We start from the raw sequence: 22,246 nt of genomic DNA, 5'->3' as shown, positions 1-22,246 counted from the left end.
TATGATTAAGGTTGCGCCATCAATTCTTTCCGCCGATTTTGCTTCACTGGGCGAGGAAATTAAAGACGTGGAAAAAGGAGGGGCGGACTATATCCATATTGATGTCATGGATGGCCATTTCGTCCCTAACATTACAATCGGGCCGCTTATCGTTGAAGCCGTCCGTCCGGTGACTGATCTGCCGCTGGATGTCCATCTTATGATTGAAAACCCGGACCGCTACATCCCGGCATTCGCAAAAGCCGGTGCGGACATCCTTTCCGTTCACGCTGAAGCGTGTCCGCATCTTCACCGGACTATTCAATTGATAAAAGAGCAAGGGGTAAAAGCGGGAGTTGTGCTTAATCCGCATACGCCCGTCCAAATGATTGAACATGTGATCGAGGAGCTTGACCTTGTGCTGTTAATGACGGTTAACCCCGGTTTTGGCGGACAGCGCTTCATTCATTCGGTTCTGCCGAAAATCCGTCAGGTCAAACAGCTGGCTGAGGAGAAAGGCCTGTCTGAGCTTTTAATCGAGGTGGACGGAGGCGTTAATAAAGAAACAGCCCCTTTATGCGCTGAAGCGGGCGCCAATCTGCTTGTTGCCGGGTCTGCCGTATATAATCAGCCGGATCGGAAAAAAGCCATCGCCGACATCCGAAACGCATCATAAACATGCTGAAAAAGAGCCCGGTGAAAGCCGCCGGCTCTTTTCGCGTCTAAGAGAGAGGATAGCATATGAAGACAATCAATATCGTTGCGGGCGGCCCGCGGGAGCTTATTCCCGATCTATCCGAATACACAGACGGAGATACGACGTGGGTCGGAGTTGATAAAGGGACGGTTGCTCTTTTGGAGGCCGGAATCATTCCGCAGGAAGCTTTCGGTGATTTTGACAGCATTACGGAAGAGGAGCTCATGCAGATTCAAAAAGCGGCGCCGGCCCTCCATGTGTATCAGGCGGAAAAAGATTATACCGATCTTGAACTCGCTCTTGACTGGGCTTTACAAAAAGAACCGGAAAACATTCGGGTATTCGGTGTGACGGGCGGAAGAGCCGATCACTTTTTAGGGAACATCCAGCTGCTGTATAAAGCCTTACATAAGCATACCGATGTCGAGCTGATCGACCGGCAGAATGACATTCAGATGTTCGGGCCCGGCCGTTATACAATTGAAAAAAAAGCGCGCAGACGCTATATTTCTTTCATTCCGTTTACGGAAGCGGCAGACGGCCTGACACTCGACGGTTTTAAATATCCCCTTGATAATTGTCATATTCCTCTGGGTTCCACACTATGTATTAGTAACGAACTCATTCATTCACGAGGTACTTTTTCGTTTGCAAAAGGCATATTAATAATGGTAAGGAGCGCGGATTAGAAAAGCGGCTTCTGCCATATGCGGAAAAAACCATGAATCCTAAAGTGATGAACGCAGCGGATACGGGACTTATAGGAGGGGACAAAATGAAATTTTATACCATTAAATTGCCGAAGTTTTTAGGAGGAATTGTCCGGGCGATGCTGGGCTCATTTAGAAAAGAGTAAGCCCAAGAAGCTGAAATTGCCCTCTTTGAACGCATAAAAAACGCCTGCCGCATAAAAGGGCAGGCGTTCATTTTTGCTTATACACGCTCAACTTTACCGGATTTTAAAGCCCGGGCAGATACATACACTTTTTTAGGTTTGCCGTCAACGAGGATGCGGACCTTTTGAAGGTTGGCGCCCCAAGTACGCTTAGAAGCGTTCATTGCGTGAGAACGGTTGTTTCCGGCTTTTGTTTTTTTACCTGTAATAAAACATTTACGTGCCATTTGTTTCCCTCCTAACTGCGCGAAACATCTTTTTAAACATAGTGTCTCAGATGCTTTCGTTATACAATACTTTAAATAATTTACCACAGCTAAAAACCGTTTGCAACTATTGTTTCCCTTACTTTCAAGAAAAATCACTTGACATGTAAAACCAATCACATTTCCGCGCTGAAGGCCGCTGTCTGTATCTTTTCTTTTCATAATGGGATACATATAGTAGAATAATGATAACTCTATGCATCTGAAGGAGGAACCTGTGTGTCCATTGAAATGAAGACAAAATACGGACAGATTGATATATCCAACGAAGTCATCGCAATGGTTGCCGGAGGCGCTGCCATTGACTGTTACGGAATAGTGGGGATGGCCTCAAAAAACCAGATTAAAGACGGTTTGTCTGAAATCCTCCGGAGAGAGAACTTCGCAAAAGGCGTACATGTCCGTCAGGAAGCCGAACAAATACATATCGACATGTACATTATTGTCAGCTACGGCACTAAAATATCCGAAGTAGCCCACAATGTTCAGACGAAGGTAAAATACACAGTAAATCAAACAATCGGACTTGCAGTTGATTCTGTAAATATTTATGTCCAAGGCGTACGAGTAACGAACCCGTAGTGAGGAGGATGAGTATTGTCTAGACGAAACTTAGATGGGAGAGCTTTTGCGGCAATGATTCTGGCGGGGGCTGAGACATTGTCTCAAAACGCATCCGCGGTGGATGCGCTGAACGTGTTTCCCGTGCCTGACGGCGATACCGGAACAAATATGAATTTATCGATGTCATCCGGTGCAAGAGAGGTAGAGCACATTGACTCACCCGACATCGGCAAAGTCGGCATCGCCCTGTCAAAAGGCCTGCTTATGGGAGCGAGAGGAAACTCAGGGGTGATCTTGTCCCAATTGTTCAGAGGTTTCACAAAGAGCATTGAAAACAAAAACCAAATAGATGCCCGAGAGTTTGCCGCAGCACTCCAAGCGGGAGTGGATATGGCATATAAGGCGGTTATGAAACCGGTTGAAGGAACGATTTTAACCGTGGCCAAGGATGCGGCTAAAAAAGCGGTCGCCTCGGCCAAAGAAGAAACCGATATTATTTCGGTCATGGAGGCCGTTATTGAAGAAGCGGAAGCGTCGCTCAACCGCACGCCGGATCTGCTTCCTGTTTTAAAGGACGTCGGTGTCGTTGACAGCGGCGGAAAAGGTCTGCTTTGTGTATATGAAGGCTTTTTGGCTGCTTTAAAAGGAGAGGCCGTACCGAAAAAAGCGGTTCTTCCGGCACTCGATGATATGGTGAATGCCGAGCATCATAAAAGCGCGCAGAGCATGCTGAGTACAGAAGACATTGAATTCGGATTTTGTACGGAAGTGATGGTGAGGCTGGATCAAGATAAACGGACGTTCAAGGAAGAGGCGTTCAGAAACGAACTGAGCCGTTTCGGCGATTCATTGCTGGTCGTGGCTGATGATACGCTGGCGAAAGTTCATATTCATGCCGAAGAACCAGGGAACGTACTCAATCTCGCACAGCGTTACGGCGATTTGATTAAAATTAAAATTGAAAACATGAGGGAACAGCATACTTCAATCATCAGCCAAGAACATGATGAAAAAAAGCCGGCCGGCGTTATGAAAGAAGCCCGTAAGCCTTTTGGCATCGTGACTGTGGCAATGGGAGAGGGCATTTCTGAATTGTTTACGAGCATCGGCGCTTCACACGTAATCGAAGGCGGCCAGACAATGAATCCGAGCACGGAAGATATTGTTGAAGCCGTTCAGTCTGTCAATGCGGAGACGGTTTTCATTCTTCCGAACAATTCCAATATTGTGATGGCTGCCAATCAGGCGGCGAGCGTGGCTGAAGAAAATGTCATTGTCATTCCGGCAAAAACGGTCCCTCAAGGCATGACCGCCCTGCTTGCGTTTAACCCTGACCAGCCGGCTGATGTAAATGAAGCCAATATGCTTGAGGCCATCCGGAATGTGAAAAGCGGCCAGGTGACATATTCAGTCAGAGACACCCATATTGACGGCAAAGATATTAAAAAAGGTGATTTTATCGGCATTTTAAACAGTTCAATTATCGGCAGCGCCGAAGATCGGATAAGTGCGGCGAAATTGCTGCTGGATGAAATGATCGGGGAAGAAGATGAAATCGTCACCATCCTGTACGGAGAGGACGCGCCGGAAGAAGAAGCTGAGAAACTCGCTGAGTATATTGCTAGCGTCTGTGAAGATATCGAGGTTGAAATCCATAACGGCAGACAGCCTCTGTATCCATATATATTTGCGGCAGAATAGAAGGGCTTATCAGGCCCTTCTATTCTTATGCCTTTATTTACCTGCGGCAGTGCGGCAGTGTGCCTGCTTGCCAATTGAGAAATGTTCAATTAGTCTAAAGAAAAGCGCTGAATGAAGTGATGTTAAGGAGGAGCAAACCAGCATGAAGTATAGAAGCGTTTTTGATATTATCGGCCCGGTCATGATCGGTCCGTCCAGTTCACATACCGCAGGCGCCGCCCGGATCGGCAGAGTGGCCAGAAGCTTATTCAGGCGGGAGCCCCGCCGGATCGTTGTGTCTTTTTACGGATCATTTGCAGAAACGTATAAGGGTCACGGCACTGATGTCGCGATTATCGGCGGCCTGCTTGATTTTGATACATTTGATGAACGGATTAAAACAGCGATTCAAATTGCGGAAGAGAAGGGCATATATGTAGAGTTCCGTACAGAGGATGCCGTGCCCGTTCATCCGAATACGGCGCGTATCGTCATTTCTGATGATGAGGGAGAGCTAGCCCTTACCGGTATTTCCATCGGCGGCGGAAAAATAGAAATCACGGAGCTCAACGGCTTTGAGCTGCGACTTTCCGGAAACCACCCGGCTATTTTAGTCGTTCATAATGATAAATTCGGCACGATTGCAGGCGTTGCCAATGTGCTTGCGAAATTCTCCATCAACGTCGGGCATATGGAAGTGGCGCGTAAGGACGTCGGCCAGCTTGCGCTGATGACGATTGAGGTCGATCAGAATATTGAAGAAGAAGTGCTTGACGAACTTTCAACACTTCCTAATATTATACAGGTTACTAAGATAGCTGACTAAAAAGTCAGGAGGAAAATGACATGTTTCGTAATGTAAAAGAATTAATAGAAATCACTCAAGAAAAACAAATTCCGATTTCGGAAGTGATGATCACCCAAGAGATGGAAGTGACGCAAAAAACACGGGAAGAAATCTTTCAAGGAATGGAGCGCAATCTCTCCGTCATGGAAGCAGCTGTTGAAAAAGGGCTGAAGGGCGTCACGAGTCAGACCGGTTTAACAGGCGGAGATGCCGTGAAACTTCAGGCATACATCCAATCGGGAAGAAGCCTGTCGGGCAATCTGATTTTAGACGCCGTTTCTAAAGCTGTGGCGACAAATGAAGTCAATGCGGCGATGGGAACGATCTGCGCTACACCGACCGCCGGCTCTGCCGGGGTTGTGCCGGGAACGTTATTCGCCGTAAAGCATAAGCTGAACCCTACGACAGAACAAATGATCCGTTTTCTGTTTACAGCCGGCGCGTTCGGTTTTGTCGTAGCAAATAATGCGAGTATTTCAGGAGCGGCAGGAGGCTGTCAGGCGGAAGTCGGGTCAGCATCAGGCATGGCAGCGGCTGCGATTGTGGAAATGGCGGGCGGAACGCCTCAGCAATCAGCGGAAGCAATGGCGATTACACTGAAAAATATGCTCGGTCTCGTATGTGACCCGGTCGCCGGATTGGTAGAAGTGCCGTGTGTCAAACGAAACGCAATGGGAGCATCCAACGCGATGATCGCGGCGGATATGGCGCTGGCCGGGATTACAAGCCGTATTCCTTGCGATGAGGTGATTGACGCGATGTACAAAATCGGCCAGACGATGCCGACAGCACTGCGTGAAACGGGACAAGGCGGTTTAGCTGCGACACCGACGGGAAGAGAATTAGAGAAAAAAATTTTCGGAGGAGCGCTGAAATCAAGTGACACACCATCAGCAAACTAGTATAGCGGAAATTAAGGGCATTGGGCCGGAAACAGAAAAAACATTGCACGAACTTGGTATCTATGACATTTCTGATCTTCTGAATTATTTCCCTTACCGTTATGACGACTATGAGCTGAGGGATTTAGAAGAAGTAAAACATGAAGAAAGAGTGACGGTAGAAGGGAAGGTTCATTCAGAACCTTCTCTTACCTATTACGGCAAAAAACGAAACAGGCTGACATTCAGGGTGCTTGTCGGCAATTATTTAATTACCGCGGTCTGCTTTAACCGTCCCTACTTAAAAAAGAAACTGACGTTAGGTTCTGTCGTCACGATATCCGGGAAATGGGATAAACACAGACAGACCGTTTCCGTGCAGGAATTAAAAACTGGTCCTCATCAAGAAGATAAAAGCATTGAGCCTGTTTATTCCGTTAAAGAAAACGTCACCGTAAAAATGATGAGACGGTTTATTAAGGAAGCGCTGCAGCATCATTTGGACAGTGCAGCCGATCCGCTTCCTGAAAAATTGAGAATCCGCTATAAGCTGCCTGATTACAAACATGCCCTGCAGACGATGCATCAGCCTGAAACGAGGGAATCGTTACAGCAGGCAAGACGCCGGTTTGTTTACGAGGAATTCTTATTATTTCAGCTGAAAATGCAGGCGTTCCGTAAAGCGGAAAGGGAACAGTCAAAAGGCATCAGCCATGTGTTTCCTGCTGAAAAGCTCGCCGCTTTCACAGACAGCCTGCCGTTTTCGCTCACGACCGCACAGACGCGCGTGCTTCGGGAAATTACCGCTGATATGACATCCCCTTACCGAATGAACCGTCTGCTGCAAGGTGATGTCGGTTCAGGGAAAACGGCCGTCGCCGCCATCGCTTTGTACGCTGCGATTCTGTCGGGGTATCAGGGGGCATTAATGGTGCCGACTGAAATTCTGGCCGAACAGCATGCAGATTCTCTCGTATCGTTGTTTGCAAATGAAGATGTAAATATCGCGCTTTTGACGAGTTCTGTAAAAGGAAAGCGGCGCAGGGAGCTTTTGGAGCGGCTTGCTCTCGGAGAGATTGATATTTTAGTAGGGACCCATGCTTTAATCCAGGATGAAGTGGAATTCAAAGCGCTGAGTCTTGTTATTACGGACGAGCAGCACCGGTTCGGGGTCGAACAGCGCAAAAAACTCAAGAATAAAGGTCAGGATCCGGATGTGCTGTTTATGACAGCCACCCCGATTCCGAGAACGTTGGCCATTACTGTCTTCGGAGAAATGGATGTTTCCGTGATAGATGAAATGCCCGCGGGGCGAAAACAAATCGAAACGTATTGGGTGAAACACGACATGCTGGAGCGGATTTTGGCTTTTATAGAAAAAGAGCTGAAGCAGGGAAGGCAAGCCTATATTATCTGCCCGCTCATTGAAGAGTCGGATAAACTGGATGTACAGAATGCGATTGACGTATATAACATGCTGTCTGACGTTTACCGCGGTAAATGGAATGTCGGCCTGATGCACGGGAAGCTCCATTCTGATGAAAAAGATCAGGTGATGAGAGAATTCAGCGCCAATCAATGTCAGGTACTTGTGTCAACAACCGTCGTAGAAGTCGGGGTGAACGTGCCGAATGCGACGATTATGGTCATCTATGACGCCGACCGTTTCGGATTATCTCAGCTCCATCAGCTACGCGGCCGGGTCGGGCGGGGAGACCACCAATCTTTCTGCATCTTGATGGCCGATCCGAAATCCGAAACCGGGAAGGAACGGATGAGAATCATGTCAGAGACAAACGACGGCTTCGAGCTGTCTGAAAAGGACCTTGAACTGCGCGGCCCCGGTGATTTCTTCGGAAAAAAACAGAGCGGTATGCCCGAGTTCAAGGTGGCGGATATGGTTCATGACTACAGAGCTTTGGAAACGGCCCGCCAGGATGCGGCCAACCTGGTGTCTTCAGAGGCTTTTTGGAAAGATGACGAATACCGCATGCTGCGCGGTCAATTACTTTCAAGCGGCGTCCTAGAAGGGGAGAAATTAAGCTGATTCTGTAAAATTCGGCGGCTTTCAAAAAACAATCATTGCATTCCAATCTATGAGATTATATACTACTATTAGTACCTAGTCTTAATTGTCCGGATGGTGTTTACAGATGAGAAGAAGCAAGAAAGAACGCCAAAAATTATTGCAGCAGACGATCAAATCGACACCCTTCATCACAGATGAAGAATTAGCGGGGAAATTCGGCGTCAGCATTCAGACGATCCGTTTAGACCGCTTAGAGCTCTCAATACCGGAGCTGAGGGAAAGAATTAAAAACGTGGCAGAACAAACGCTTGATGATGAAGTGAAATCATTGTCTTTAGACGAAGTGATCGGTGAAATCATTGATCTGGAGCTTGACGGCCAGGCCATTTCCATATTAGAAGTAAGACGCGAACATGTCTTCAGCCGCAATCAAATTGCGCGGGGGCATCATTTGTTCGCGCAGGCGAACTCACTCGCCGTAGCCGTCATTGATGATGAGCTGGCGCTGACCGCAAGCGCAAATATCCGCTTTACAAGACAGGTGAAAGAAGGCGAGCGCGTCGTTGCGAAAGCCAAAGTGACGGCAGTCGAAAAAGAAAAAGGCAGAACGGTAGTTGAAGTCAACAGCTATGTGGGAGAAGAAGTCGTGTTCTCCGGCAGCTTTGACATGTACCGTTCAAAACAATCATAAAGGTGGAGCATGCATGAGAATAGCTGTAGATGCAATGGGAGGCGACAACGCACCCAAAGCTGTTATTGACGGAGTAATGAAGAGTATTGAGGCATTTGACGATCTTCATATTACGCTGGTCGGTGACAAGACAACAATAGAATCACACTTGCCAACAACATCAGACCGCATCACTGTGTTGCACGCCGATGAAGTGATTGAACCGACTGATGAACCGGTCCGCGCCGTACGCAGAAAGAAAAACTCTTCTATGGTGCTGATGGCGCAGGAAGTGGCTGAAAACAGAGCGGACGCCTGCATCTCAGCGGGGAATACAGGCGCACTCATGACAGCGGGACTGTTTATTGTCGGCAGAATTAAAGGAATCGACCGGCCTGCGCTTGCGCCGACGCTTCCGACCGTTTCAGGCGACGGTTTCCTTCTTTTGGACGTGGGAGCCAATGTCGATGCCAAACCGGAGCATCTCGTCCAGTACGGAATTATGGGATCTGTATATGCCCGGCAGGTTCTCGGAATCAGCTCGCCCCGCGTCGGCTTGTTAAATGTCGGCACGGAAGAAAAGAAAGGAAATGACCTGACAAAAAAGACGTTTGAATTATTAAAAGAAACAAACGTGAATTTTGTCGGAAACGTTGAGGCGAGAGACTTGCTCGAAGGCGCTGCTGACGTCATCGTCACAGACGGCTTTACGGGCAACGTCACGTTGAAAACATTGGAAGGTTCAGCGTTATCGATTTTCAAAATGCTGAAAGATACACTGACTTCAAGTTTTGTTTCTAAGCTCGCAGCGGGAGTGCTGAAGCCGAAGCTGATGGAAATGAAACTGAAAATGGACTATTCTGAGTACGGCGGGGCGAGTCTTTTCGGTTTGAAAGCGCCCGTCATTAAAGCGCACGGCTCTTCTGACGCACGCGCTGTTTACCATGCGTTGCGCCAGGCGAGAGAAATGGTCAGCCAAAACGTGGCCGCATTTATAGAAGAAGAAGTAAAAGAAGAAAAAACAGATGAGTAGTCTGGAGGTTACCGCATCATGAGTAAGATTGCATTTTTATTTCCCGGACAGGGATCACAATATATCGGTATGGGAAAAGACCTGTACGAACGCGAAGAAGCGTCAAAACGTATTTTTGATGAAGCGGATGAAACGCTTGAAACAAAGCTGAGCTCGCTCATTTTTGAAGGTGACGCTGAAGAATTGACCCTTACATACAATGCGCAGCCCGCGCTGTTGACAACGAGCATCGCCGTATTGGAAAAGTTTAAAGAATCAGGCATCACCCCTGATTTCACCGCCGGCCACAGCCTCGGAGAATATTCGGCGCTTGTTGCGGCGGGAGCGATGACATTTAAAGATGCCGTTTACACGGTAAGAAAACGGGGAGAATTCATGAATGAAGCCGTGCCGGCCGGAGAAGGCGCCATGGCAGCTATTCTCGGAATGGATGCGGAGTCCTTGAAAAAGGTGACGGATCAAGTGACGGAAAACGGTCATCTCGTACAGCTTGCAAACCTGAACTGCCCCGGCCAGATCGTCATTTCCGGAACGGCAAAAGGCGTGGAGCTGGCTTCAGAGGAAGCGAAAAACAACGGAGCAAAACGGGCGATCCCATTAGAAGTAAGCGGACCGTTCCATTCTGAATTAATGAAGCCGGCAGCGCAAAAACTCGAGGAGGTGCTCAGCGCCTGTGAGTTAAAAAATGCGGCTGTTCCCGTGATTTCAAACGTTTCGGCTGACGTTATGACAGAAAAAGACGATATCAAGAAAAAACTGATCGAACAGCTGTATTCGCCTGTTCGCTTTGAAGAAACCATTAACAAACTGATTGACGAAGGCGTCACGACGTTTGTTGAAATCGGGCCCGGAAAAGTGCTTTCAGGCCTTGTGAAAAAAGTGAACCGCCGCCTTAAAACAATCTCGGTTTCTGACCATGAAACCATCGAACTGGCGATTCAAACGCTGAAGGAGGAGAATCAGGATGCTTAATGAAAAAACAGCAGTGGTAACGGGAGCGTCCCGCGGAATCGGTCGGGCGATCGCGCTTGATCTTGCGAAAAACGGCTGTAATGTAGTAGTCAACTACTCCGGGAATGAAGCGAAAGCGAACGAAGTCGTAGATGAGATCAAATCTTTGGGCCGAAACGCGATCGCCGTAAAAGCCGATGTATCAAATTCCGAAGAAGTACAAAACATGATGAAAGAGGCTGTCGCTGCATTTTCTTCAATCGACATTCTCGTGAACAATGCGGGGATCACAAAAGACAATCTTCTGATGAGAATGAAAGAAAATGAATGGGATGATGTCATTAACATTAACTTAAAAGGTGTATTCAACTGCACGAAAGCCGTTACAAGACAGATGATGAAACAGCGCTCCGGCCGGATTATCAACGTATCATCAATCGTCGGCGTCAGCGGAAACCCCGGCCAGGCAAACTATGTGGCGGCAAAAGCCGGTGTGATCGGCTTAACGAAGTCATCAGCCAAAGAGCTTGCGAGCCGAAATATTACGGTCAATGCCATTGCTCCGGGCTTTATTTCCACGGATATGACGGACAAGCTTTCTAAAGAAGTCCAAGATGAAATGCTGAAGCAGATTCCGCTCGCGCGTTTCGGTGATCCTTCCGATATCAGCAGCGTTGTTACGTTCCTTGCTTCTGAAGGATCGCGTTATATGACGGGCCAAACCCTTCATATTGACGGCGGAATGGTGATGTAAAGATTTGTTTTTAAAATTTCATCCTAGTTTCTCTAGTTTTTTAAAAACGAATCCTCTATAATACTTGAGGGGAGGTGAATTGCTATGGCAGATACATTAGAGCGTGTAACGAAAATCATCGTAGACCGCCTTGGCGTTGATGAAGCTGACGTCAAACTTGAAGCTTCTTTCAAGGAAGACTTAGGTGCTGATTCCCTAGATGTAGTTGAGCTTGTTATGGAACTTGAAGACGAGTTTGATATGGAGATTTCTGACGAAGATGCTGAAAAGATCGCAACAGTCGGCGACGCTGTGAACTACATACAAAACCAGCAATAAGCTGATGCTAAAAGTCCCGCCTGACAGCGGGGCTTTAGCCCTTTAATCGTTCGGTTACCGGCGTCTGACGCTGTACGCGCTGCTGATTCCGTTTACGGCGGGGAGCGCGGTGAACCTGATGTGCCTATGGAGGTTACTATGTCAAAACACTCACATTTTAAAGATAAAAAAAAGTTCTATAAAAAAATAGAGCAATTTAAAGAGTTCCAAGAACGGATTTCGGTTCATTTTCAAAACGAGAAACTTTTGTATCAAGCATTTACACATTCATCTTATGTGAATGAGCATCGGAAAAAGCCGTATGAAGACAACGAAAGGCTTGAATTTTTAGGTGACGCTGTTTTGGAACTGACGATCTCCCAATTCTTATTTGCCAAATATCCGGCCATGAGTGAAGGAGATTTGACGAAGCTGAGAGCCGCTATCGTATGCGAGCCGTCACTCGTCTCACTTGCCCACGAATTGTCATTCGGCGATCTTGTTCTCTTGGGAAAAGGAGAAGAAATGACGGGCGGCAGAAAGCGTCCTGCGCTTTTAGCGGATGTGTTTGAAGCGTTTATCGGCGCACTGTATCTGGATCAGGGCCTTGAGCCGGTTCAGCAATTCCTGAAAGAGTACGTGTTCCCTAAAATAAACGATGGTGCTTTTTCTCATGTGATGGATTTCAAAAGCCAGCTTCAAGAATTTGTACAGCGGGACGGAAAAGGATCGCTTGAGTACAAAATTCTCAATGAAAAAGGGCCTGCCCACAACCGGGAATTCGAGGCGCTGGTCTCTCTTAAAGGTGAGGCGCTCGGCATCGGGAACGGACGTTCCAAAAAAGAAGCCGAGCAGCATGCGGCACAGGAAGCTCTTGCAAAATTGCAAAAACATCATACGAAACAATAAAATCCCCCTGTATCCCTAGGGGGATTTCAGTATGTCTGCGCCTGATATAAGCGGGTGATTATGATAATATTGAGATACTTATACGATAAGGAGGATCTGGGATGTTCCTCAAACGTTTAGACGTTATAGGATTTAAATCATTTGCAGAACGGATATCCGTTGACTTTGTAAAAGGCGTCACGGCCGTTGTCGGTCCGAACGGCAGCGGAAAGAGCAACATTACCGAAGCCATCCGCTGGGTGCTCGGCGAACAATCGGCCCGCTCGCTTCGGGGCGGAAAAATGGAAGATATCATTTTTGCGGGAAGTGATTCGCGCAAGCGGCTGAACCTTGCCGAAGTCACGTTAACGCTTGATAATGAAGATCAATTTCTCCCGATCGATTATCATGAAGTCAGCGTGACGAGACGGGTGTACCGTTCCGGAGAAAGTGAATTTCTCATCAACAATCAGCAGTGCCGCCTGAAAGACATCATTGACTTATTTATGGACTCCGGGCTTGGAAAAGAAGCATTCTCTATTATCAGCCAGGGGAAAGTCGAAGAGATTCTCAGCAGCAAAGCGGAAGACCGCCGCAGTATTTTTGAAGAAGCGGCCGGCGTGCTGAAATATAAAACACGAAAGAAAAAAGCGGAAAACAAACTGTTTGAGACGCAGGATAACTTAAACAGGGTGGAAGATATTCTCCACGAGCTTGAAGATCAGGTCGAACCGCTGAAAATCCAGGCATCAATCGCCAAAGACTACTTAGAAAAAAAGAAAGAGCTTGAGCATGTCGAAATTGCCCTTACCGCCTTTGACATCGAACAACTGCATGGCAGATGGTCGGGTTTAAAAGACAAGGTGCAGGCTGCTAAAGAAGAAGAATTGGCGGAATCATCGGCTCTGTCCGCAAAAGAAGCGATGATAGAAGAGACGAGAGATAAAATCCACGCGCTTGATGAATCCATCAACGAACTGCAGCAGGTTCTGCTCGTGACAAGTGAAGAGCTGGAAAAGCTGGAAGGCCGGAAAGAAGTGCTGAAAGAGCGCAAAAAAAACGCCGCTCAAAACCGGGAACAGCTAGAGGAATCCGTTACACATTACACGAACAAAGAAGCCGAACTGAAAGCGGACATTGAAAAACAGTCTGCCGTCTATGATAAACTTCGTGCGGAAGTGAAGCGGTTAAACGCCCAGGTGAAAGAAAAACAGCAGGCTCTCAGTCTGCATAATGAAAATGTAGAAGAGAAAATCGAACAATTAAAAAGCGATTACTTTGAATTGTTAAACAGTCAGGCGTCGATTCGCAACGAGCTGCAGCTTTTAGATGACCAGATGTCCCAATCTGCGGTCCAGCAGGCGAGACTGACCGCAAACAATGAAAAATACCTTGAAGAACGTAACGATATTGCAGTCCGCAAAGCGGCGTGCGAAGAAGAATTGGCCGCCGTTGAAGAGGATATTCACAATCAGGTCGTCCGCTTTCGCGAAGTCCAGACAGCATATGAACAGAAAAAACGCCAGTATGAAAAGAAAGAATCAGCGCTGTATCAGGCATATCAATTCGTCCAGCAGGCCAGATCCAAAAAAGATATGCTTGAAACGATGCAAGGCGATTTTTCAGGATTTTACCAAGGCGTAAAAGAAGTGCTGAAGCAGAAAGAGCAGCTCGGCGGCATCCGCGGCGCCGTTCTCGAACTGATTGCCACCGAACAAAAATATGAGACGGCGATCGAGATTGCACTCGGCGCAGCGGCGCAGCACGTTGTCACAGACGATGAGCAGGCGGCGCGGAAAGCGATTCAATATTTAAAACAGAATTCCTTCGGCCGCGCGACGTTCCTGCCGCTTACGGTTATGAAACCGCGCCAGCTCCAAACCCGTGATGAACAGACGGCTTCAAAGCATCCGTCTTTCCTCGGCACAGCGAGCGGGCTTGTCACATATGATGCGGCGTATCGGAATGTCATTCAAAACCTTCTCGGCACCGTGCTGATCACTGAAGATTTAAAAGGCGCGAATGAACTGGCCAAGCTTCTCGGGCACCGCTACCGCATCGTGACGCTTGAGGGCGATGTCGTCAATCCAGGCGGATCAATGACAGGCGGCGCGGTCAAAAAGAAAAACAATTCTCTGCTCGGCAGAAGCCGCGAGCTTGAGACGGTGACTGTGCGGCTTGCCGAAATGGAAGAAAAAACAGCTCTGCTCGAAAAAGAGGTCAAAGCGCTGAAGCAGGCCATTCAAGAGCTTGAACATACGCTGAGCGGCCTCCGTGAAGACGGTGAAGCTTTCAGAACAAAGCAGCAGGATGTAAAAGGCAGGCTGTATGAACTCGAAGTTGCTGAAAAGAACATCAATACCCATCTGGAGCTTTACGACCAGGAGAAAGCATCACTGACGGAAAGCAGCCGGGAAAAAGAAACGCGCAAATCAGCTCTGGAAGAACAGCTGAGTGAGGCATCCGGCCAGCTGAAAGAGCTTGAGGAAGAGATGGAAAGGCTGACAAAACAAAAGCAGACCCTATCCTCAACAAAAGAAACGCTCTCTCATGAACTGACGGAATGTAAAGTGGCCGCTGCGAAAAAAGAACAGGCGTGCTCGAGTGAGGAAGACAACCTCAAAAGGCTGAAAAAAGAGCTTGAAGAAACGCAGCTCGCTCTGAAAGAAACACGGGAAGATTTAAGCCTCCTGACCTCAGAGATGACGTCCAGCACAAGCGGTGAGGAGCAGCTTGAAGAAGCAGCCCATCATAAGCTTCACGATAAAACGAGAACGATCGAATTGATCGCCAGCCGGCGCGATCAGCGTGTGAAGCTACAGCGGGCGCTTGATACGAACGAGCTTGAGCTGAAAGAGATGAAGCGTCTGTACAAGCAAAAAACGGACATTCTGAAAGATGAAGAGGTAAAACTCGGCCGGATGGAAGTTGAGCTTGATAATCTCTTGCAGTATTTACGCGAGGAGTACAGCTTATCCTTTGAAGGGGCAAAAGAACAATATCAGCTTGAACTCGAGCCTGAAGAGGCGAGAAAACGGGTCAAACTGATCAAGCTTTCAATTGAAGAGCTCGGAACGGTCAATCTCGGCAGCATCGATGAGTTTGAAAGAGTAAACGAACGGTATCAGTTTTTAACAGAGCAGAAAAATGACCTGACGGAAGCGAAAAACACACTGTTTCAAGTCATTGAAGAAATGGATTCTGAAATGACGAAGCGATTCCATGAAACGTTTATCCAGATCCGTTCTCAATTCAACGATGTGTTCCGTTCTTTATTCGGAGGAGGACGGGCTGAACTGAAGCTGACTGATCCGAATGATCTTCTTAATTCCGGGGTGGACATTATCGCGCAGCCTCCGGGCAAAAAACTGCAAAACTTAAATCTTTTGTCAGGGGGAGAACGGGCGCTGACTGCCATTGCCCTTTTATTCTCTATTCTGAAAGTAAGGCCCGTGCCGTTCTGCGTCCTTGATGAAGTGGAAGCTGCGCTTGATGAAGCCAATGTATTCAGGTTTGCGCAATATTTAAAAAAATACAGCGGCGACAGCCAGTTTATCGTCATCACCCACAGAAAAGGCACCATGGAAGAAGCGGATGTCCTCTACGGTGTTACGATGCAGGAATCCGGCGTTTCCCGAATGGTTTCGGTCAAACTGGAAGAAACAAAAGAATTCGTTCAGTAACGAGGAAAGAGGTTGAAAGATGAGCTTTTTTAAAAAATTAAAAGAGAAAATCACGAAACAGACAGACTCCGTCTCTGAAAAATTTAAAGATGGTCTTGAAAAAACAAGAAATTCCTTCTCAAATAAAGTGAACGAACTCGTCTCCCGCTACCGGAAAGTCGACGAGGATTTCTTCGAGGAGCTTGAGGAAGTGCTGATTGGCGCTGACGTAGGTTTTACAACCGTCATGGAGCTGATTGATGAGCTCAAAAAAGAAGTGAAGCTGAAAAACATCCAGGATCCTCAGGAAGTGCAGTCCGTCATTTCTGAAAAGCTTGTCGACATTTATAACAGCGGCGACGAACAGATTTCTGAATTAAATATTCAGGACGGGCGCCTGAACGTTATTCTGCTTGTCGGGGTAAACGGTGTCGGAAAAACGACAACGATCGGAAAACTTGCCCATAAGCTGAAGAATGAAGGCAAATCCGTTGTGCTCGCTGCCGGAGACACCTTCAGAGCCGGGGCGATTGAACAGCTTGAAGTGTGGGGAGAGCGTACAGGCGTGCCTGTCATTAAGCAGGCTGCCGGAAGCGACCCTGCGGCGGTTATTTATGATGCCGTACACGCGGCTAAAGCAAGAGGAGCGGATGTGCTGATTTGTGACACGGCCGGCCGCCTTCAGAATAAAGTTAACTTAATGAAAGAGCTTGAAAAGGTCAAACGCGTCATCGAACGCGAAGTGCCTGAGGCCCCGCATGAGGTTCTCCTTGCGCTTGACGCGACGACAGGCCAGAATGCGATGGCGCAGGCGAAAGAATTCTCCAAAGCGACGAATGTGACGGGTATCGCATTAACGAAGCTTGACGGCACCGCAAAAGGCGGTATCGTCCTGGCGATCCGCAATGAGCTTCACATCCCTGTGAAACTGGTCGGCCTCGGAGAAAAGGTTGACGATCTCCAGCGGTTTGATGCAGAATCTTACGTATACGGTCTCTTTTCGGATTTAGTTGAAAAAGCCGAAGATTAATGAATAAAAAACGAGTATAAAATGGACGGTTTTATACTCGTTTTTTTTATACGCATTGATAGATCGGAATGGAGGGGGCAGTTGTTGGACAAATGGCTGAAAGCTGAATTGGAAAGTAAGATCGGTGCGATAAACCATATGTCGCTGCTGGATGAACAGGGAGGCACTTCAACCGTTCGAAAAATAGTGACCGGTCAAGACGCATTTTTGCTGAAAAGTTCTTTTCAACAGAAGTATCGGGAATGGTTAATGAGAGAAGCCTTCGTTTTACAACAACTGACGGAAACTCGTCGTCTGCCTGTTCCTATTTACTATGGGATGATACAGGAACAGCATGCCAGCCATATCATCATGTCATTTGAGGATGGAATCACCCTGACTTCGGCTTTAAGAAAAGCCAAAGGGGATACTGAAAAGAAAAAGCTGATCAAAAGTTTCGGCCAGTTTCTGCAGCGGCTGCATGAAACCGAAATGGTCTCTGGTTTACAGCCGGAAACAGACTGGCTCGATCTGCAAATCAAACGAGCCGGGGAATATGTCAAAAAAGGACAAGCTGAAGGAAGTGCAGAGCTATTGAAGGAATTGGACAGGTACAGGCCTGTTCCTGTTCAGCAGACAATGATTCACGGTGACTGCACGACTGATAATGTGCTGGTGAGAGACGGAGAGGTCTATCTGTTTATCGATGCTGCGGGAATATCGGCGGGAGATCCGCGTTATGATGAATCATTAGCGATCAGTCGTTTTGTCACAAATGAATCATGCCTCAATGCTTTTTACGAAGGCTATTGCCGCTATCGTGTATCAAAACAAGAATTCGAGTATTTTAACGACGGTCTGTATGAATTTTTTTGAAAACACTTATTATGTAAAAAGAGCATCATGCTTTGACAAGATAAAAACTTGACACACGCTCTGAAACCATGTAAACTAAGTTTTTGTAAAGGGATTTGACTTAACAAAGGGGAGAGCTCAAATGTCGCTCGAAAAAACGACGAGAATGAACTATTTGTTTGACTTCTATCAGTCGTTGCTGACGTCAAAACAAAAGAGCTATATGTCGCTTTATTATCTGGACGATTTCTCCCTTGGTGAAATAGCCGAAGAGTATGACGTTTCAAGGCAAGCCGTTTACGATAACATCAAACGGACTGAAGCGATGCTTGAACAATATGAAGAAAAACTGCTCCTTTTTAAAAAGTTTCAGGAGCGTAAAGAAATGTTTACAAAGCTGAAAGAGCTTGCTTCCGGCTTGCAGGAAGAGGAAAAAATGACGGCTCTGATTGAAGCGCTTGAGAAATTAGATTAGGAGGCGGCAAACAATGGCATTTGAAGGATTAGCCGACCGACTGCAAAAGACGATTTCAAAAATCCGCGGAAAAGGAAAAGTCAGCGAACAAGACGTAAAAGAGATGATGCGTGAAGTCCGTCTTGCGCTTCTTGAGGCTGACGTTAACTTTAAAGTCGTAAAGGATTTTGTGAAAAAAGTAAGTGAACGGGCTGTCGGGCAGGACGTCATGCAGAGTCTGACACCCGGTCAGCAGGTTATTAAAGTCGTAAAAGAAGAGCTTACCGAGCTGATGGGCGGCGAAGAAAGCAAAATTGCCGTCGCCAAACGCCCGCCGACCGTTATTATGATGGTCGGGCTCCAAGGTGCCGGTAAAACGACAACCACGGGGAAGCTTGCCAACCTGCTGCGCAAAAAACATAACCGCAAACCGCTGCTCGTGGCTGCGGATATTTACCGCCCCGCCGCGATTAAACAGCTGGAAACACTGGGGAAACAGCTTGATATGCCGGTCTTTTCGCTTGGCGATCAGGTCAGCCCGGTGGAAATTGCCAGACAGGCGATTGAAAAAGCGAAGGAAGAGCATCATGATTATGTGATTTTAGATACCGCCGGACGGCTGCACATCGATCATGAACTGATGGATGAGCTCTCCGGTGTAAAGGAAGTCGCAAATCCTGAGGAAATTTTCCTTGTCGTCGACTCAATGACCGGTCAGGATGCGGTAAACGTCGCCAAAAGCTTTAATGACCAGCTCGGTTTAACGGGCGTCATTTTAACAAAGCTTGACGGGGATACCCGCGGAGGTGCGGCGCTTTCTATCCGCGCGGTCACCGAAACGCCGATTAAATTCGCCGGAATGGGAGAAAAGCTCGATGCTCTTGAAGCGTTCCATCCTGAACGGATGGCATCCCGGATTCTCGGAATGGGTGACGTGCTGACGCTGATTGAAAAAGCTCAGGCGACCGTTGATGAAGACAAAGCCAAAGAGCTTGAGCAGAAAATGAGGACGATGAGCTTCACATTGGATGATTTTCTGGAGCAGCTCGGCCAGGTCCGAAACATGGGGCCTCTTGACGAATTGCTGCAAATGATGCCCGGCGCAGGCAAAATGAAAGGCTTGAAAAACATCCAAGTCGATGAAAAACAGCTGAATCATGTGGAAGCGATCATTAAATCAATGACTGTTCTTGAAAAAGAACAGCCGGATATTATTAACGCCAGCCGGCGGAAGCGGATTGCCAAAGGAAGCGGAACATCCGTTCAGGAAGTCAACCGTCTTTTAAAGCAGTTTGAGGAAATGAAAAAAATGATGAAGCAGATGACCAACATGTCAAAAGGGAAGAAAAAAGGCTTTAAATTACCTTTTATGTAATCGGTTATACATGATAAAACCGTTGTTAAGAAAAAACACTTTACAAACACTTTTATCATTGTTAATATACTATCTTGTTGAAATATTTTCGGAGGTGCTAGTAAAATGGCAGTAAAAATTCGTTTAAAACGTATGGGAGCAAAAAAATCTCCTTTCTATCGTATTGTTGTAGCAGATTCTCGTTCACCGCGTGACGGCCGTTTCATCGAAACAGTCGGCACATACAACCCGGTTGCAAAGCCGGCTGAAGTGAAAATCAACGAAGAGCTTGCTCTTAAATGGCTTCAAACAGGAGCTAAACCTTCTGATACAGTCCGCAACTTGTTCTCAAGCCAAGGAATTATGGAAAAATTCCACAACGCTAAACAAGGCAAGTAATGACTGATCAGAACTTGGAAGATTTGATTGTCAGCATTGTGGCTCCGCTTGTCGACCATCCGGAAGACATAACGGTCACAAAGGAAGAGACTGATCAAAAGATTGCGCTGCGCTTATCTGTCAATAAGTCAGATACCGGTAAGATTATCGGAAAGCAAGGCCGGACTGCAAGAGCGATTCGAACCGTCGTTTTTGCAGCTGGCGCACAGTCTTCTAAGAAAGTTCAATTTGAAATATTTGACTGAAAAAGGGAGAGGGCCGGCACCTCCCCTTTTTTTACACGTAAAAAAGGCAAATGAACAGAAATATGTTGGAAGAGTGGGGAGTCTGGTCCTATGCAGATTATTCACAGGGTAACCGTTATGCAGGTTCTGACCGAGCAAAGCAAGGAAAAGCTTTTGGCCTCTTTTGCAGAAAAAAAGCAAACGCTTGAACGAGAATGCAGCCAGCTCTATTTTCAGCTTAGAAAACATGAAAAAGATCAGCAGAATCCCGATGTAGCAGAATCTTTTAAAAAAGCCATTGAAAAAAGACAAGACAAAATCAAAATGATCGATTTCCAAATAAGCCAGACAGAGTCGCTCCCGCTTGGAAGCGAAGTGAAGGAAAAGGAGATCGATGCGCTGCTTTCAATCAATGTCGGTGATAACTGGCATGAAAAAACAGCGGCAAATACCATCGTCATAAAAGACGGGGTAGTAATTGAAATCCGCCCGAGGTGATAATATGACAAACAGATGGTTTAATGTAGGCAAAATTGTAAATACCCACGGCATTAAAGGCGAAGTGCGGGTCATTTCTAAAACGGACTTCGCCGAAGAACGGTACAAGCCCGGCAATACGCTCTATTTGTTTGCGGAAGGGGCTGCGGAGCCAATCAAAGTAACGGTCAGCGCCCACAGGCTTCACAAGCAGTTTCACCTGCTGCAATTCAAAGAAATGCCGAGTCTCAATGAAGTCGAACACTTAAGAAACATGGTGATCAAAGTCCCTGAAGAAGACTTGGGAGAGCTTGAAGAAGATGAATTTTATTTTCATGAAATCATCGGCTGCGAGGTTGTGTCAGAAGACGGGGAACTGATCGGCACAGTGAAGGAAATCTTGACGCCCGGGGCTAATGACGTATGGGTGGTTGCAAGAAAAGGCAAAAAAGATGCGCTCATTCCGTATATTGCTTCTGTGGTAAAGGATATTAATATAAATGAGAAGAAAATTAAGATTCATGTAATGGAAGGGTTAATAGACGAATGAAAATCGACTTTTTAACACTGTTTCCCGAAATGTTTCAAGGGGTGCTCGGCTCATCCATTCTGCAAAAAGCACAGGAAAAAGAGGCTGTCCGTTTTGACGTCATCAATTTCCGGGCTTTTTCGGATAATAAACACCAAACGGTTGATGATTACCCGTACGGCGGGGGAGCCGGGATGGTGTTAAAGCCGCAGCCCGTATTTGATGCGGTTGAAAAGCTGACAGCCGGTACGGACGCCAAGCCGCGCATTATTCTCGTCTGCCCGCAAGGTGAGCGTTATACGCAGAAGAAAGCCGAGGAGCTGGCGGAAGAGGAACATCTCATGTTTATTTGCGGACATTATGAAGGGTATGATGAACGGATCCGGGAACATCTTGTCACTGATGAAATCTCCATCGGGGATTTTGTGCTGACCGGGGGAGAGCTCCCTGCCATGATGATTGCCGACAGCGTTGTCAGGCTTTTGCCGGGCGTCCTCGGAAAAGAAGCATCCCACGTGGAGGATTCCTTCAGCACGGGGCTTTTAGAGCATCCGCACTATACGAGGCCAGCAGATTATAAAGGCTTAAAAGTGCCTGAGACCCTTCTGTCCGGCAACCATGCCAAAATACAAGAATGGCGCAATAAAGAATCAATCAGAAGAACCTTTTTAAGACGTCCGGATCTTCTTGAAAACTATCCTCTCACTGATGAGCAAAGAAAATGGATTTCCGAGTGGGAAAACGAATAGATTCTATTGCGCAGGTGATGAAGATATGATAAGATACTACTTGTGGCTTAAGGAGGCTTATCCTTCAGAAGCTTGAAAACGATGTTCCGCTGTGCCTTGCAGT

Annotated in this window: 25 protein-coding genes; 24 read left to right on the top strand and 1 reads right to left on the bottom strand. The window is 47.1% G+C overall.

The window, feature by feature from the left end; all coding sequences use genetic code 11:
• The first annotated feature begins 1 nt into the window (after position 1).
• The 3 genes from rpe to spoVM all read left to right on the top strand — a co-directional run bounded on the left by rpe (position 2) and on the right by spoVM (position 1,532).
• Positions 2-655: a ribulose-phosphate 3-epimerase gene (gene rpe, locus ACWJJ4_RS16200; RefSeq protein WP_003154331.1), complete on the top strand. Its 654-nt coding sequence runs from the start codon at positions 2-4 to the stop codon at positions 653-655.
• A gap of 65 nt (positions 656-720) precedes the next feature.
• Entirely contained in the window at positions 721-1,365 is a 645-nt protein-coding gene (locus ACWJJ4_RS16195; protein WP_031378749.1) for a thiamine diphosphokinase, read from the top strand.
• Positions 1,366-1,451: 86 nt separating this feature from the next.
• Entirely contained in the window at positions 1,452-1,532 is an 81-nt protein-coding gene (spoVM, locus tag ACWJJ4_RS16190) for a stage V sporulation protein SpoVM (RefSeq protein ID WP_003154329.1), read from the top strand.
• A gap of 77 nt (positions 1,533-1,609) precedes the next feature.
• On the opposite strand, the gene rpmB is transcribed toward spoVM, so the two are convergent.
• Positions 1,610-1,798 (bottom strand): 50S ribosomal protein L28, encoded by a 189-nt coding sequence (gene rpmB / locus ACWJJ4_RS16185; protein WP_003154328.1) that lies wholly within the window; start codon positions 1,796-1,798, stop codon positions 1,610-1,612.
• Between the two features lie 258 nt (positions 1,799-2,056).
• Here rpmB and ACWJJ4_RS16180 point away from each other — a divergent pair, with 258 nt between their 5' ends.
• The 21 genes from ACWJJ4_RS16180 to trmD all read left to right on the top strand — a co-directional run bounded on the left by ACWJJ4_RS16180 (position 2,057) and on the right by trmD (position 22,143).
• On the top strand, positions 2,057-2,419 hold the full coding sequence (locus ACWJJ4_RS16180; protein ID WP_003154327.1) for an Asp23/Gls24 family envelope stress response protein: 363 nt from the start codon (positions 2,057-2,059) through the stop codon (positions 2,417-2,419).
• A 15-nt stretch (positions 2,420-2,434) separates the two neighbouring features.
• On the top strand, positions 2,435-4,102 hold the full coding sequence (locus ACWJJ4_RS16175) for a DAK2 domain-containing protein (protein ID WP_070081813.1): 1,668 nt from the start codon (positions 2,435-2,437) through the stop codon (positions 4,100-4,102).
• 142 nt (positions 4,103-4,244) lie between these two features.
• A complete protein-coding gene (gene sdaAB, locus ACWJJ4_RS16170; RefSeq protein ID WP_003154325.1) occupies positions 4,245-4,907 on the top strand; it encodes an L-serine ammonia-lyase, iron-sulfur-dependent subunit beta in 663 nt (220 codons plus the stop codon).
• Between the two features lie 20 nt (positions 4,908-4,927).
• The gene (sdaAA, locus tag ACWJJ4_RS16165) at positions 4,928-5,830 is read left to right on the top strand and encodes an L-serine ammonia-lyase, iron-sulfur-dependent, subunit alpha (protein WP_003154324.1); all 903 of its coding nucleotides are present in this window, start codon (positions 4,928-4,930) and stop codon (positions 5,828-5,830) included.
• Positions 5,808-7,856 (top strand): ATP-dependent DNA helicase RecG, encoded by a 2,049-nt coding sequence (gene recG, locus ACWJJ4_RS16160; protein WP_063636633.1) that lies wholly within the window; start codon positions 5,808-5,810, stop codon positions 7,854-7,856. The genes sdaAA and recG overlap by 23 nt, the downstream gene beginning before the upstream one ends.
• Positions 7,857-7,962: 106 nt before the next feature.
• Entirely contained in the window at positions 7,963-8,529 is a 567-nt protein-coding gene (gene fapR, locus ACWJJ4_RS16155) for a transcription factor FapR (RefSeq protein WP_003154320.1), read from the top strand.
• 13 nt (positions 8,530-8,542) lie between these two features.
• Positions 8,543-9,541 (top strand): phosphate acyltransferase PlsX, encoded by a 999-nt coding sequence (plsX, locus tag ACWJJ4_RS16150; RefSeq protein WP_003154319.1) that lies wholly within the window; start codon positions 8,543-8,545, stop codon positions 9,539-9,541.
• Between the two features lie 18 nt (positions 9,542-9,559).
• Entirely contained in the window at positions 9,560-10,513 is a 954-nt protein-coding gene (fabD, locus tag ACWJJ4_RS16145; RefSeq protein ID WP_003154316.1) for an ACP S-malonyltransferase, read from the top strand.
• A complete protein-coding gene (fabG, locus tag ACWJJ4_RS16140) occupies positions 10,506-11,246 on the top strand; it encodes a 3-oxoacyl-[acyl-carrier-protein] reductase (RefSeq protein WP_003154312.1) in 741 nt (246 codons plus the stop codon). The genes fabD and fabG overlap by 8 nt, the downstream gene beginning before the upstream one ends.
• A gap of 84 nt (positions 11,247-11,330) precedes the next feature.
• A complete protein-coding gene (gene acpP, locus ACWJJ4_RS16135; RefSeq protein ID WP_003154310.1) occupies positions 11,331-11,564 on the top strand; it encodes an acyl carrier protein in 234 nt (77 codons plus the stop codon).
• 138 nt (positions 11,565-11,702) lie between these two features.
• Positions 11,703-12,452 carry a ribonuclease III gene (gene rncS / locus ACWJJ4_RS16130; RefSeq protein WP_003154303.1) on the top strand — a complete coding sequence of 250 codons (750 nt, stop codon included), beginning with the start codon at positions 11,703-11,705 and terminating at the stop codon, positions 12,450-12,452.
• Between the two features lie 101 nt (positions 12,453-12,553).
• Complete coding sequence (gene smc, locus ACWJJ4_RS16125; RefSeq protein ID WP_454021809.1) at positions 12,554-16,114, top strand: chromosome segregation protein SMC; 3,561 nt, start codon at positions 12,554-12,556, stop codon at positions 16,112-16,114.
• Between the two features lie 19 nt (positions 16,115-16,133).
• On the top strand, positions 16,134-17,123 hold the full coding sequence (gene ftsY, locus ACWJJ4_RS16120) for a signal recognition particle-docking protein FtsY (protein WP_003154301.1): 990 nt from the start codon (positions 16,134-16,136) through the stop codon (positions 17,121-17,123).
• Between the two features lie 84 nt (positions 17,124-17,207).
• Complete coding sequence (locus ACWJJ4_RS16115) at positions 17,208-17,978, top strand: phosphotransferase family protein (protein WP_025851293.1); 771 nt, start codon at positions 17,208-17,210, stop codon at positions 17,976-17,978.
• Positions 17,979-18,099: 121 nt separating this feature from the next.
• Positions 18,100-18,432, top strand: coding sequence for a putative DNA-binding protein (locus tag ACWJJ4_RS16110; RefSeq protein WP_003154299.1), 333 nt, complete (start codon positions 18,100-18,102; stop codon positions 18,430-18,432).
• A gap of 13 nt (positions 18,433-18,445) precedes the next feature.
• Positions 18,446-19,786, top strand: a complete 1,341-nt coding sequence (gene ffh, locus ACWJJ4_RS16105; RefSeq protein WP_014417759.1) for a signal recognition particle protein — start codon at positions 18,446-18,448, stop codon at positions 19,784-19,786.
• 105 nt (positions 19,787-19,891) lie between these two features.
• Positions 19,892-20,164 carry a 30S ribosomal protein S16 gene (gene rpsP, locus ACWJJ4_RS16100; protein ID WP_003154296.1) on the top strand — a complete coding sequence of 91 codons (273 nt, stop codon included), beginning with the start codon at positions 19,892-19,894 and terminating at the stop codon, positions 20,162-20,164.
• Positions 20,164-20,409 carry a KH domain-containing protein gene (locus ACWJJ4_RS16095; protein WP_007611392.1) on the top strand — a complete coding sequence of 82 codons (246 nt, stop codon included), beginning with the start codon at positions 20,164-20,166 and terminating at the stop codon, positions 20,407-20,409. The genes rpsP and ACWJJ4_RS16095 overlap by 1 nt, the downstream gene beginning before the upstream one ends.
• A 90-nt stretch (positions 20,410-20,499) precedes the next feature.
• Entirely contained in the window at positions 20,500-20,886 is a 387-nt protein-coding gene (locus ACWJJ4_RS16090; RefSeq protein WP_003154291.1) for a YlqD family protein, read from the top strand.
• 4 nt (positions 20,887-20,890) lie between these two features.
• Positions 20,891-21,415 carry a ribosome maturation factor RimM gene (gene rimM, locus ACWJJ4_RS16085; protein ID WP_003154290.1) on the top strand — a complete coding sequence of 175 codons (525 nt, stop codon included), beginning with the start codon at positions 20,891-20,893 and terminating at the stop codon, positions 21,413-21,415.
• Entirely contained in the window at positions 21,412-22,143 is a 732-nt protein-coding gene (trmD, locus tag ACWJJ4_RS16080; protein ID WP_003154289.1) for a tRNA (guanosine(37)-N1)-methyltransferase TrmD, read from the top strand. Before rimM ends, trmD begins: the two co-directional genes overlap by 4 nt.
• Positions 22,144-22,246 lie beyond the last annotated feature (103 nt).

This window comes from Bacillus sp. JK62, from assembly GCF_053663455.1.
Note: the sequence above shows the minus strand (reverse complement) of the source record. Positions and strands in the feature narration are given on the sequence as shown.